The following is a 13,452-nucleotide window of genomic DNA, read 5'->3' as shown; positions in this document are numbered from 1 at the left end:
TTTTAGCTCAAAATGGCTTTTTTCGTTACGCTCCATGCTTCAGGTTTGGCATCAAATAATACTTTGGTTTGTGACCAGACCGATTTGAAAAATTCAGATTTTCGGTAACTTTCCAGATTATTTGCATTCTCCCAATAGCTATAAGTGAAAAAGATATTAGGATGCTTTTGGTCTTGATACAATTCCAATAGGGTGCAACCTTCAAAATTTCTAATATTTTTTTTCGTTTCCTCAAAAAGCGATTCAAAACTAGAAATATTTTCTGTTTTAAAAGTCAATTTTACAATTCGCACTAACATTTATAAAAAGTTTATGGTTATCATGTCAAGATGTTTAAGGCCTAATAAAGTTGAGGCTCCCCCGACAGACTTTAAATCACTTTTGTAAATAGCGAGCTCAATATATCCTGAAGAATTGAATAATGCGAGTAAATCACTAGGTCCTAATCGCTTATTTTCTGGCAGTTCAAAATTTATGATGCTATTATAGCTATTGTGTATTGAAGTTATTTTTTGACGCCGTGCAATGATTTCAAAAGCTCGTCCATTTCTATAGGCCTCAAATATAGCCTTGGTAATATTAGTAACCACATTACCATAATTATCAGTATAGATTACATTGCCGATTATTGTTCGCCCATCATTGGTGACTCTAGGTTCTAATTCCCTAATTTCTTTAAGGTTTTTGAACGGTTTGCTAACTACCCCAAGTTTGCCTCCTCTTGCCAAGTGACTCGCTACTTTAGTAAATATTTCCATAGAAGGAAACGAATTTATCGAAGTATTCGGAATGTTAATCTCAACCAATTGGTCGAGATTCAGTTCTTTTGCAATCAATGAGATAACCCCGTTGTTCGCACCTATAAAGTAATGGCCATTCAATTCAGCTGCAATATGTTGATTTTCTGGGGAAACTTCAGAATCCATGCCAATAATATGGATAGTGCCATTTGGGAAATAGGGGTAAGCATTTTTCAAGATGTATGCGCATTCTTGCACATCTAATGGAGAAACAGCATGAGAAATATCAACAATATTTGCATTCGGAACTTCATTTAGAATAGTTCCCTTTATGCCTGCAACAAAATGGTCTTTGTACCCAAAATCTGTCGTTAATGTAATGATTGCCATGCAGTCTGTTAATATGTTTTTGCGCTAAAAAAGGCTTTTTTTGACTATGTTTGTGTACGAGTATAAGACGTAAAATTAAACAAAAAGGAAGAGTAATTTTTTCCTAAATTCCACAAACCCCATAAATAGTAAAATTTCTTTGAACGAACTTGTAATAGAACTCACCGAAATTAGCCCAAGAGATTTTTTTGGGCAACAAAACGAAAACATAGAATTATTAAAAAAGTATTTCCCAAAGCTTAAAATTGTTGCCAGAGGCAGTAAGATTAAAGTTTATGGTGATGAAGAGCTTCTTGAAGAATTTGATAAGCGTTTTGATATGCTTACCGAGCATTTTGCCAAATACAACAAACTAGATCAAAATTCTATTGAAAGGGTATTGACAAGTAATGGAGAACAAGAAAATTCTTCCAAGGCCAGTGGTGAGGTTTTGGTTCATGGTGTTAGTGGAAGGTTGATTAAAGCGCAAACTGCCAATCAACGCAGAATGGTAGATGCCAGTAAAAAACACGATATGGTTTTTGCTATCGGGCCTGCTGGTACAGGTAAAACCTATACAGGTGTGGCACTAGCCGTAAAAGCTCTAAAAGAAAAGCAGGTGCGCCGTATTATACTAACAAGACCGGCAGTCGAGGCTGGAGAAAACTTAGGTTTTCTTCCTGGTGATTTAAAAGAGAAATTAGACCCGTACATGCAACCTTTGTATGATGCGCTCCGTGATATGATTGCTCCTGAAAAGTTAGAAAAGTATATAGAAGATGGAACTATTCAAATTGCACCTATGGCTTTTATGCGCGGTCGTACTTTAGATAATGCATTTGTCATTTTGGACGAAGCACAGAATACCACGCATGCCCAAATGAAGATGTTTTTGACCCGAATGGGCAAAAATGCTAAGTTTTTACTGACCGGTGATCCCGGACAAATAGATTTACCCCGTCGTATCATTTCAGGATTAAAAGAGGCTTTGCTAATATTAAAAAACACTGAAGGTATCAGTATCATTTATTTGGATGACAAAGATGTCATTCGTCATAAATTGGTCAAAAAAGTTATTGACGCTTACAAAAATATTGAGCACCAAAACTAGCTTAGCATGTCAAATACCGTAATGGACACTGATTTTTACTTTTCTGGACAAAAGTCGGTATATAAAGGAAAAGTAAGGGAAGTTTATACCTTAGAAAATGATATTTTGGTGATGGTGGCTACAGACCGCCTATCAGCCTTTGATGTTGTAATGCCAAGGGGTATTCCCTATAAAGGGCAAATCTTAAACCAGATTGCAACAAAAATGATGCAGGTTACAGAAGATATTGCCCCCAATTGGTTATTAGCTACACCTGACCCTAATGTTGCTGTTGGTAAAGCTTGTGAACCTTTCAAAGTAGAAATGGTGATACGAGGCTATATGTCTGGTCATGCAGCTCGCGAATATAAAACGGGCAAACGAATGCTTTGTGGGGAGTCAATGCCTGATGGAATGAAAGAAAACGACAAATTTACTGAGCCAATAATTACCCCTGCTACAAAAGCCGAAAAAGGAGATCATGATGAAGATATCTCAAAAGCTGATATTTTAAAGAAAGGCATTGTCTCCAAAGAGGATTATGAGGTTTTGGAAAAATACACTAGGGCTTTATTTCAACGTGGTACGGAAATTGCCGCAAAGCAAGGATTGATTCTAGTAGATACCAAATACGAATTTGGCAAAACTAAAGATGGTAATATTGTGCTTATCGACGAAATCCATACCCCGGATTCGTCACGCTATTTTTATGCAGAAGGCTATGCTAAAAGACAGGCTAGGGGTGAAGCCCAAAAGCAACTCTCTAAAGAATTTGTACGGCAATGGTTGATTTCTAAAGGGTTTCAAGGCCTAGAAGGTCAATCAGTACCAGAAATGAACGATGAATATATTAAATCGGTCTCAGAGCGTTACATTGAGCTCTATGAAAGTATTATGGGGGAAGCTTTTGTGAAAGCTGATGTTTCTAATATTCAAGAACGGATTGGGCAGAATGTTCAGGAATATCTTAATGAAACTACTTTTATCTAATAAATATTTTTTCTACATAAAGATTATCAATATTTCTTAAGTTCAATAAATAAAGACCTTCAGTTAAATTATTAAGCGAAATATTATAATTTCCTTTAATTTCAATGGTCTTCTGTAACACCAAACTACCTGATAAAGAATAAAGAGCCATTTCATAAGTACCATTTTCAATACCAACAATATTGACATTTGTATTGGAAAGAGCTGGATTCGGATAAACTTTAACACCTTCGGCGATATCATTAGTGATAATAGCTATAAAGGATTCGGATACAAAGTTTCCATCTTCAGTAGTCACTATGATAGTCACGGTTCCTTCTGAAACTCCGGTTACCGTTCCATTATCATCAACGGTTGCAATGGTCTCATCATCGCTCGACCAACTTACTGCTTTATTAGTGGCATTTGCAGGCAAAACTTCGGCGATTAATTCTAATGAGGCATCGATTGCGATGGTCGGATTTTCAGGGCTCAAACTGATGCTGGAAACGGCAACTGCTTCCATACCACTAATGACAGTTACTAACGATTCTGAAGTAAAACTTCCATCTTCAGTAGTCACTGTGATAGTCACGGTTCCTTCTGAAACTCCGGTTACCGTTCCATCATCATTAACGATTGCAATGGTTCCATCACCGCTCGACCAAGTTATAGCCTTGTTAGTGGCATTTGCGGGCAAAACTTCGGCGATTAATTCTAATGAGTCGTCGATTGTTATGGTCGGATTTTCAGGGCTCAAACTGATGCTGGAAACGGCAACTGCTTCTCCCCCTGTATTTTCATTACATATTGATTCTTCCAAACTTAAATCTGTTGCATTAGCAAAATCATTGCTCAAAACAATTCTATCAAGTAAATGATGGTTTGACCTGCCAGCAATTTCTAGAGTATAGGTGCCAGGCTTGTCGAAGGATACATAAATTTTATGGGAATCATTATCACTAGTATTGGTGGACCAAGTCCAATCCGTTGTACCACTTAGAAAGACTTTGAACCAGCCATCGGAACTTGAGCCATTGGGATTTGGGGTTTTGCCACTTCCATTGGGGTAAACAATACTACCATTATTTTTTTCACCAAAAAAATCATCCGCATCAGGAAATCTGAGCCATGAATCATTACTTTCGGTGCTATTGTTTCCTTCACCTACCTTTGACCGCCATCTAAACAGGTAAGTTCCAGGACTGTTTATTTGTATTTGAGTAGTAATGAGTCCGATTCCAGGCGAATTAAAATTATCTCCCCCTTCCCACTCAAGATAGGAGGTGCCTGAAAAACCACTAATGGAATTTTTTTCTACCCAACCATTGCCCACTTCCAAATTTTCTACTTCTATAACGACCAAACCATCATTTTCTACATAATCTACATTACAGTTGCCATCAGAATTGTCACCCATGTCACTATCATCATTTCCGTCACCATCATCGCTTGTTTTTTCAATCAACACAGTCCAGTCAGAAGAATCATTGCTTGGCGGATTACCAATACTTTTATTGCCACCACCGGTAATTTCAGTAACACTGCCATCATTGAGGTTACCACCATTTCTAGGATCAAACCATTTTATACTAAAAGTACCGTTGACATTTGATAAATCTAAATTTGCAGAGCCACCATCGGGAAGGTAGACTAGATAGACCTCACCATCTTTCACAAAGCAGTAGTCATTGTTGTCCGAAGTCAACCCATCATCCGATTGCATCTCCCAAAACGGAATATTTTCCTTAAAAAAGTCAATGGCTATTTTAGCATCGCTCCATTTTGTATCGCGACTCCTAAAATCTTGTGCGGTAAGATCAGTTTCTCCCGTTCCATAACCAAAATAATATTCTACGCCAGACCCGCCTGCCATAAGGGTGCCCCATAACACTTTGTCTCGGACATCGTTGCGATTATCACCTTGGCTACCCTTGTCACCGCTGTAATTGGCATCTGCGGCTACCCCAACTTGGGCTCCACCTTGTTCATCATTGGCCACGACCCATTTTTTACCTGAATTTCTTGAATCTATAACCCATTTCTTGACGTCATTATGAATGTTGTTGATACCGGATTGAATCGAAGGACCCGTATATTCTGAAGCATTGCCTAGTAAAGGGTTGTAAACTTGATTTTGTTGATTTGGATAAGTATGTATTACTATATGGTGTCCATAAGGATCTAAATCTTTAAAGAATTCAGCCATTTCTTTACGCTGATTATCGGTTTGAGTATTTTCTTCACCCATATTCCAATTTAAGACAAGATGGTGACCAAAACGAGCTATTAGCTCACGATAGTATAATTTTCGTTGCGTACCCAATTCACCTCCGTCCAATAATTGGTCATTTTCGGTTTCTTGAGTTTTGAAATGTAGAAACATTCCTTTAGCGTCAGCATGTGAGAACAAGATTTCCCATTGTTCCAATTTTGAAACATCGTAGCGCAATCTATTATTTGCATCATTTCCTGAATCGCCATCAAAATCCCCATTATTGGCAGCAATCCAAGGCCAAACATCTTTACCATCACCTTTTACGTTCATGGTCAAAAATGAAAAAGCATTCATACCTTTGTTAGAGAGATAATTAATGGCACCTATCAGACCCTTTCCTTTTTCATTACCCCAGGTAGGATTTCCAGTTTGCCAATCACCTATATGAGGTGACCAATTTTTACTGTTTTTTGTGTTATCAAAATCACCAAAGGCTAACATATTTTCAGGTGAGTCTGACCCAGCTTTGATAAAATATTCATTAGTTTCTTCAAACTGTAAGTAATGTTCACCTATATAATTTAGTCTTCCCTTAGCCCTATTATCAGGAATGTTTTTATTAGAAGCGGAAATTGAAAAATTGCCCGAGTCCCCATCAAAAAAGGTAGGACTACCTGCATTATTATCCAAAGAGACTGCAATATTGTTGCCTGTTCTGAAGGAAGAAGAATAGGACCATGAACCAGTTTCGTTAGGTGTAAAACGAACCTGCCATACATTTCCTGAACTTGAGCTACTTTGTGCAGCATTTCCATCCGCAGCATAAAATCCGGGCACAAGCCATGTTTTACCGGAAGGACTTGTGAAAGTTACGTTCAATCGGTATTCAAGAAAAGGGTTGGTGTCATCAGTTTCTGTGACCATTGGACCATTAAATGATAAGGTTACCGTATGCCATTTTTTTAACTCTCCTGATATTGTTGATTGAGAAGTTATAATATTGCAGAAAAACAACATTAAAATTACTGTTAGATGGGGCGTCAGTATTTTCATTGATTTAAGTAGGTTTAAGTTTTTAACAAAAATTATTACTTTATTTCAATTCGAAGCTTATAGGGTTCTGTCTAATACAAAGAAAAACACTTTTTAGCTGTTTGTCGTTTTTTTTGGCACTTTATCGATGAATTACATCGATAAACTACTCGAAATCAGATTATTTCAGGGATTTTAATTGAGACTGTTATTTTTGAGGCCTAGTTAGAATAACTTATTTTTTCGAGATTGAATAATTATCGATTAGGATTCGTTTTTGTAGTATTGTAGATATTTTGAATGAAGTAAATGTGAAAGAAGTTGACCGTAAAAAATACTGGCGAGAAAATTTGAAATACCTCGCAATTCTTCTCACAATTTGGTTTATAGTTTCTTATGGGTTTGGTATCCTTCTGTTAGATGAATTAAACACTATCCGTTTAGGTGGTTTTAAACTAGGCTTTTGGTTTGCTCAACAAGGGTCAATATATGTTTTTGTGGTGCTCATTTTTGTTTATGTACAATTGATGAACAAGTTGGATAAAAAATACGGGGTAAACGAATAGACTATGGGAATTCAAACATGGACGTTTATCATTGTAGGAATCACTTTTGCACTTTATATAGGTATAGCTATTTGGTCTAGAGCTAGTTCTACAAAAGAATTTTATGTTGCAGGAGGTGGTGTTTCTCCTTTAGCTAATGGATTGGCAACTGCGGCAGATTGGATGTCTGCAGCCTCTTTTTTAGGAATGGCAGGTATTATTGCTTTCTCTGGCTATGACGGCTCTGTATACTTAATGGGATGGACTGGGGGCTATGTTTTATTGGCGCTACTCTTAGCGCCATATTTAAGAAAATTTGGAAAATTTACGGTGCCAGATTTTATTGGAGATAGATACTATTCTAACATTGCACGTACAGTAGCAGTAGTAGCAGCACTTTTTGTGTCATTTACTTATGTAGCAGGACAAATGCGTGGTGTGGGTGTTGTTTTTTCTCGATTTTTAGATGTTGAGGTCAACACTGGCGTATATATTGGTATGGCAGTAGTTTTATTCTATGCTTTTTTAGGTGGAATGAAAGGCATCACATATACACAGGTAGCACAATATTGCGTATTGATATTCGCCTTTATGGTTCCCGCAATTTTTATATCTCTTATGGCTACGGGCAATCCTGTACCTCAATTAGGAATGGGTTCAGCCGGAAGTGATGGCGTGTACCTTTTGGATAAGCTGGATGGATTAATGACAGACCTTGGGTTTACGGCTTATACAGATGGCACAAAATCCACTACGGATGTCTTTTTTATCACTGCAGCTTTAATGCTGGGAACAGCTGGTTTACCACACGTTATTATTCGATTTTTTACAGTACCTAAGGTTAAGGATGCTCGGAAATCTGCAGGGTATGCATTATTGTTTATCGCAATTTTGTATACCACAGCGCCAGCTATTGCAGTTTTTGCAAGAACTAACCTGATGGAAACTGTTCAAGATACACTTTATAAAGAAATTCCTGATTGGTTTACCAAGTGGGAAGAAACAGGACTTATTGCATGGACTGATAAGAACGGAGATGGAAAAATTCAATATTTGCCAGGTACAGCGATTGAAGGTAAAAAGCCCTTGTTTTCAGAAGCCAGAGGGGCAGTTGGACAACGTTTAATTTCTAACTCAAGCGCAACAAGGAACGAGTTGTATGTAGACCGAGATATTACGGTTTTGGCAAACCCTGAAATAGCGGGCTTACCCAATTGGATTATTGCTTTGGTAGCCGCAGGTGGTTTGGCAGCAGCACTTTCAACCGCTGCTGGACTATTGTTAGTGATATCTACATCTATTTCACACGATTTAATCAAAAAACAGTTCGCACCAGAAATTTCAGATAGAAAAGAATTATTGATAGCCCGCTTGTCAGCGGTTTTGGCCGTTATTGTTGCTGGTTATTTTGGAATCAATCCACCAGGATTTGTAGCTTCTGTAGTAGCCTTGGCTTTTGGTTTGGCAGCTTCTTCGTTTTTTCCTGCTATTGTGATGGGAATCTTTAGTAAGCGAATGAATAGGGAAGGAGCTATTACAGGAATGATAGCCGGGCTGGTAATCACTTCATATTACATTGCACGTTTTAAGTTAGGCTGGATAGGTAATCCAGAAACTAATACTACCCAAGATTGGTGGTTCGGTATTTCTCCAGAGGGTTTTGGCACAGTTGGTATGCTCGTTAATTTTGTACTTGCCATAGTAGTATCACGATTTACAAGTCCGCCACCAGAAGAAGTGCAAGAAATTGTTGAGAATATTAGAATACCTAGTGGTGCTGGGGAAGCGATTGAACATTAAATAGAGCTAAACTTGAACTGTTCAAACAAAATTACAAGTGAACCTTTGTTTTTGTATCTAAAGTTGGAAATAAGATATAAGTCTTAAAGTTTCTTTTTTGCTATTTTTAATTTCTTATTTCATTTTCCATGAGTAACTATCATATTAAACATTTAGAAGAGTATTTTCAAGTGTACCGCAAATCGGTTCGCAATCCAGAAGGATTTTGGGAAGAAATTGCAGAAGAGCATTTTGTTTGGCGCAAAAAGTGGAATACCGTTTTAGATTGGGATTTCTCAAAGCCAGAAATCAAATGGTATGATGGCGCAAAACTGAATATTACTGAAAATTGTATTGATAGGCATCTGCATATACGAAGCGATAAGACCGCCATACTTTTTGAACCTAATAATCCAAATGAAGAGGCACGGCATATTACTTACAAACAATTGAAGGAAAAAGTTTGTAAAATGGCCAATGTGCTAAGTGAAAAGGGCATCAAAAAAGGAGATAGGGTAGTGATTTACCTCCCTATGATACCAGAATTGGCAATCTCGCTTTTGGCTTGCGCAAGAATAGGCGCAGTACATTCTGTGGTATTTGCGGGTTTTTCTTCTACAGCGCTATCAACTCGTATCAATGATTGTGGAGCAAAAATGGTATTGACTTCTGATGGTTCGTATCGAGGTTCAAAGACCATTGATTTAAAGGGTATTGTTGACGACGCCCTAGAAGATTGTCCTGATGTGAAGTCTGTATTGGTTGCAAAACGAATCAACTCCAACATTGTGATGAAAAAAGGTCGAGACGAATGGTTGGCTCCACTTATGGAAAAAGCCTATGGAGATTATCCGCCAGAGGTTATGGATGCTGAAGACCCGCTTTTTATTTTATATACTTCTGGATCTACTGGTCGTCCAAAAGGCATGATGCATACCACTGCGGGTTATATGGTATATTCAGCTTATACTTTTAAAAATGTGTTTCAATATAGAGAAGAAGACGTGTATTGGTGTACCGCTGATATTGGTTGGATAACGGGTCATTCTTATATTGTTTATGGTCCTTTAGCTAATGGTGCGACTACGGTCATGTTTGAAGGTGTACCTTCATACCCGGACTTTGGACGTTTTTGGGATGTGGTGCAAAAACACAAAGTAAGTCAATTTTACACCGCTCCAACTGCAATTAGGGCTTTAGCAAAAGAGAATTTAGATTTTGTTACTAAATATGATTTATCGAGTTTAAAGGTACTGGGCACGGTTGGTGAACCTATCAATGAAGAGGCTTGGCATTGGTATAATGATCACGTGGGTGAAAAAAAGTGTCCTATAGTAGATACTTGGTGGCAAACAGAAACAGGTGGAATATTAATTTCACCCATACCTTTTGCCACACCAACAAAGCCCACATATGCCACACTGCCTATGCCAGGAATTCAACCTGCATTAATGGATGAGAATGGTGAGGAAATCCAAGGAAATCAGGTAGATGGAAGATTATGTGTTAAATTTCCTTGGCCATCAATTGCCAGAACTATTTGGGGTGACCATAAACGCTATAAAGACACGTATTTTTCAGCTTATGAGGGAAAGTACTTTACAGGCGACGGGGCATTGCGCGATGAGGTGGGCTATTACCGAATTACGGGCAGGGTAGATGATGTCATTATTGTTTCTGGTCATAATTTGGGTACTGCGCCTATTGAAGATGCTATTAATGAGCATCCTGCAGTTGCAGAATCTGCTATTGTTGGTTTTCCACATGATATTAAGGGCAATGCACTCTATGGCTATGTAATACTTAAGGAAACAGGTGAATCACGTAATCGTGACAATTTGAAGAAAGAAATCAATCAAATGATTACTGAGCACATAGGGCCTATTGCTAAATTGAATAAAATTCAATTTGTACCAGGACTCCCTAAAACTAGAAGTGGAAAAATTATGAGACGTATCTTAAGGAAAATTGCGTCCAAAGACACTAGTAATTTAGGAGATACCTCGACATTACTGAATCCAGAAGTAGTTGATACGATTATGAAGGAATCATTATAAGGAATGTTTTATTTATCATAATTTAAAAACCCCGTCTCTTTTAAATAAGTCATTTAAAGAGGCGGGTTTTAATTTGCTTAAAATATGGAGGAATGCAATTGCTGTGATGTAGGCATCTCCTAAAGCCGTATGTCTGTCATTAACAGGAATTTTATATTTTTCTGCCAAGTTATCTAATGTAAAGTGTGAACCATATTTTTCTTTCTCACGAATGCTCAAAGTTTTGGCGAATAAGGTCGAAGTGTCCAATACTTTATTCTTTAGTTTAGGCAGTCCTTGTCGTTTTAAGGCATTATTGAGCATGGTAACATCATACATGGCATGATGAGCCACCAAAACAGCTTGTTCCAAAGTTTTTAAGGTATTTTTCAGGGCCTCTTCCTCTGCAATCCGTTTTACTTTGCCTTTCTTAAGTATGCCATGAATTTTAACACTTTCTTTACTATAATGCTCCTGTTCTACATAAACCTCAAAAGCTTCTGAGGGTTTTATTTCCTTATTATTGATGACCAATGCACCTATACTCAGTATTCTGTCATTTTTTACGTCAAATCCAGTTGTTTCGGTATCCAGGACAACAAATTTGTTGTCTTTGACCTCTCTTTGAATTCCGTTGTCAAAAGAAGCTATATAGTTGTTCCAATAGTTAGGATATGTTTTTTTTGCCCACATATTAACTCACCCTTGAAGTCATAAAACGTAATGAAAGCACCTCTTGAATATCTTTTATAGTGCTAAAGGTTCTTTTTAATTTAATGCGCTCTTCCTTACTTAACTTTTCCAATGATATAAACCGCCCCGTATCGTTATTTAATAGTCCTTGTCGTGTCCTAAATTTTAAGAGTGCCTTACTGGCATAAGAGCAAGATAAGTACTGTTCTGAATTATTGGGTTCCAATTGTGCTAGTCTTTCATAGCGTTCCCAAGTATTGCTGATTCCTGTCATGTTATGTGATAATGTCAATACACGAGCCGCATCTATTAGAGGCATCAAAGCCCTTCTTTTTAAATCGAAAAAATCTTTGTGCTCTCCATCTTGTTCGACCAGAAATTGTCGAAAAAAACCTGTGGGCGATGGATTTTGGAGTGCTCCACTTGCCAAGTGTGCCAAGAAAATGGGATATTTTGAAACGGTCTCAAAAATGTGCTCAGATAGATTATCGACCAGTTCTTTATCACCATAAGCCCTGTTGTAGTCAAAAAAGATAGATGATAATAAAATTTCATCGGGTCCGGGGTTGGTAATCCAGGATTTGGTTTCTTTTTTAAATTCATCCAAACTCAAGCACCATTTCTTATTTGACGCCATCATATCTGCCGGACAGTATTCATAGCCTATATGGTTTAATCCTGCGGTCACTTTTTTAGCTAAATCTAAAAAATAGCTACGGGTTTCTTCAAGTTGTGATTTGGCCACGTTTTCAAAAATGAGGGCATTGTCTTGGTCAGTGTGTAACAATTGTTCGCTGCGCCCTTGACTGCCCATGGCCAGCCATGCAAATACAGCAGATGGTGGGTTTTCCATTTTAGCTAATGATAAGGCAACGATTTGCTTTATACAGGCATCATTGAGTTCAGAAATTATCTTTGAGGTCAATGCCATGGGCAGGTTTTGTTCCAAATACCCCTTGAGCAAATTGGTGATACCTTTTCGTATAGGTTTTATTTCGTCGACACTTTGAGCCCTTTTAATAGCTTTTACAAATACCGCGGGATTATTGCCCAAGGAAACCATAACGTCATGTTTGGAAAGAATACCAATTGCCTTGGTGTTGGTTGTGCCATCTTCTGTCAATACCAAATGACTTATGTTACTTTTCATCATGGCCATTTGTGCTTGGGTAACAGTAAGTTTTCTAGGATATGTTATTAAAGGACTTGACATTATATGCTTTGCCTTGCCAGTAATGGATACTTCGCCAGTAGCAACTTTATTACGGAGGTCCTTATCGGTAATTATTCCGACGGGTAGCTCATCTTTTTCAATCAACATGGCGCCAACCTCTTTTTTTGTCATTTTTTGGGCAATGTTTTTTATTTTGGTTCCGGGTGAGCTGCTTATGATACTTTTTGAATATTCTACCAATTGAACATCCAATAGTCTAGAACCCGAATTATTGGGATTAAATTTTACCGTATCTCCTAAAAGCTGTCCTTTATGGCTTTTTGAGTAGGGATTACGGGTATTGGAAGCAAAACTTTCTACCAAAAAATTACCAATGCTGGCATTTACTTTACTATATGGCCTAAAAAGTTCAATAGGAATGGCATATAGAATACTCTCTTCTTGCGCTTTTGCTTCTAGCCTATAATTTTCATTGGCCATTAAAGGGCGTAACCCGAAAACATCTCCCTCGTCACAGATATCAATTGTGATACCCTCATCCTTTTTAATAAGGTTTATAGCGCCTTTATTGACGACATAAAAGTGCGGATGAGGTTTTTCTTCGCTTTCAAAAATAACGTCGTTCTTTTCTTTATGGACAATGGTTATTTCTTGAGAAAATTCTTGTAATACCTTAAGAGTCAGATAGGAAAAAGGAGGGAATTTTTTTAAAAAATCAGCTATTCTATAGGATATGGCATTCTGCATATCTTAAGATACTGATTTATTTGTTTTTTGAAAAATGAACTAAATGAGAATTGAATATTT

Annotated in this window: 10 protein-coding genes; 5 read left to right on the top strand and 5 right to left on the bottom strand. The window is 37.5% G+C overall.

Going from position 1 to position 13,452, the window contains the following annotated elements; genetic code table 11:
• Positions 1 to 2: 2 nt before the first annotated feature.
• A complete protein-coding gene (locus RM706_RS12245) occupies positions 3 to 299 on the bottom strand; it encodes a putative quinol monooxygenase (RefSeq protein ID WP_311351899.1) in 297 nt (98 codons plus the stop codon).
• Positions 300 to 1,130, bottom strand: a complete 831-nt coding sequence (locus tag RM706_RS12240; RefSeq protein WP_311351898.1) for an SAM hydrolase/SAM-dependent halogenase family protein — start codon at positions 1,128 to 1,130, stop codon at positions 300 to 302.
• 139 nt (positions 1,131 to 1,269) lie between these two features.
• Between RM706_RS12240 and RM706_RS12235 the strand changes: the two genes are divergently transcribed.
• On the top strand, positions 1,270 to 2,220 hold the full coding sequence (locus RM706_RS12235) for a PhoH family protein (protein ID WP_311351896.1): 951 nt from the start codon (positions 1,270 to 1,272) through the stop codon (positions 2,218 to 2,220).
• A 6-nt stretch (positions 2,221 to 2,226) separates the two neighbouring features.
• Positions 2,227 to 3,189 carry a phosphoribosylaminoimidazolesuccinocarboxamide synthase gene (locus RM706_RS12230; protein ID WP_311351894.1) on the top strand — a complete coding sequence of 321 codons (963 nt, stop codon included), beginning with the start codon at positions 2,227 to 2,229 and terminating at the stop codon, positions 3,187 to 3,189.
• Here the strand turns inward: RM706_RS12230 and RM706_RS12225 are convergent.
• A complete protein-coding gene (locus RM706_RS12225; protein WP_311351892.1) occupies positions 3,182 to 6,439 on the bottom strand; it encodes an Ig-like domain-containing protein in 3,258 nt (1,085 codons plus the stop codon). The genes RM706_RS12230 and RM706_RS12225 overlap by 8 nt on opposite strands.
• Before the next feature lie 275 nt (positions 6,440 to 6,714).
• Here RM706_RS12225 and RM706_RS12220 point away from each other — a divergent pair, with 275 nt between their 5' ends.
• From RM706_RS12220 to acs, 3 genes are all read left to right on the top strand, one after another.
• A complete protein-coding gene (locus tag RM706_RS12220; protein WP_311351890.1) occupies positions 6,715 to 6,984 on the top strand; it encodes a DUF4212 domain-containing protein in 270 nt (89 codons plus the stop codon).
• A gap of 3 nt (positions 6,985 to 6,987) precedes the next feature.
• Positions 6,988 to 8,763 (top strand): sodium:solute symporter family protein, encoded by a 1,776-nt coding sequence (locus RM706_RS12215; RefSeq protein WP_311351888.1) that lies wholly within the window; start codon positions 6,988 to 6,990, stop codon positions 8,761 to 8,763.
• A 128-nt stretch (positions 8,764 to 8,891) separates the two neighbouring features.
• Positions 8,892 to 10,799 carry an acetate--CoA ligase gene (gene acs / locus RM706_RS12210; protein ID WP_311351886.1) on the top strand — a complete coding sequence of 636 codons (1,908 nt, stop codon included), beginning with the start codon at positions 8,892 to 8,894 and terminating at the stop codon, positions 10,797 to 10,799.
• A gap of 15 nt (positions 10,800 to 10,814) precedes the next feature.
• Here acs and RM706_RS12205 read toward each other — a convergent pair whose 3' ends face one another.
• Together RM706_RS12205 and RM706_RS12200 are read right to left on the bottom strand one after the other, a co-directional pair.
• Positions 10,815 to 11,471 carry a 3'-5' exonuclease gene (locus RM706_RS12205; RefSeq protein ID WP_311351884.1) on the bottom strand — a complete coding sequence of 219 codons (657 nt, stop codon included), beginning with the start codon at positions 11,469 to 11,471 and terminating at the stop codon, positions 10,815 to 10,817.
• Between the two features lies 1 nt (position 11,472).
• On the bottom strand, positions 11,473 to 13,392 hold the full coding sequence (locus RM706_RS12200) for a DUF294 nucleotidyltransferase-like domain-containing protein (RefSeq protein ID WP_311351882.1): 1,920 nt from the start codon (positions 13,390 to 13,392) through the stop codon (positions 11,473 to 11,475).
• Positions 13,393 to 13,452 lie beyond the last annotated feature (60 nt).

This window comes from Croceitalea rosinachiae (genome assembly GCF_031846445.1).
GTDB classification, from domain to species: Bacteria; Bacteroidota; Bacteroidia; order Flavobacteriales; family Flavobacteriaceae; genus Croceitalea; species Croceitalea rosinachiae.
The sequence above is the reverse complement of the archived record's forward strand: the minus strand, read 5'-3'. Positions and strand labels throughout refer to the sequence as shown.

Coding starts and splice junctions, on each gene's coding strand:
- RM706_RS12245 (WP_311351899.1), bottom strand. CDS start 299: ATGTTAGTGCGAATTGTAAAATTGACTTTTAAAACAGAAAATATTTCT.
- RM706_RS12240 (WP_311351898.1), bottom strand. CDS start 1,130: ATGGCAATCATTACATTAACGACAGATTTTGGGTACAAAGACCATTTT.
- RM706_RS12230 (WP_311351894.1), top strand. CDS start 2,227: ATGTCAAATACCGTAATGGACACTGATTTTTACTTTTCTGGACAAAAG.
- RM706_RS12225 (WP_311351892.1), bottom strand. CDS start 6,439: ATGAAAATACTGACGCCCCATCTAACAGTAATTTTAATGTTGTTTTTC.
- RM706_RS12215 (WP_311351888.1), top strand. CDS start 6,988: ATGGGAATTCAAACATGGACGTTTATCATTGTAGGAATCACTTTTGCA.
- acs (WP_311351886.1), top strand. CDS start 8,892: ATGAGTAACTATCATATTAAACATTTAGAAGAGTATTTTCAAGTGTAC.
- RM706_RS12205 (WP_311351884.1), bottom strand. CDS start 11,471: ATGTGGGCAAAAAAAACATATCCTAACTATTGGAACAACTATATAGCT.
- RM706_RS12200 (WP_311351882.1), bottom strand. CDS start 13,392: ATGCAGAATGCCATATCCTATAGAATAGCTGATTTTTTAAAAAAATTC.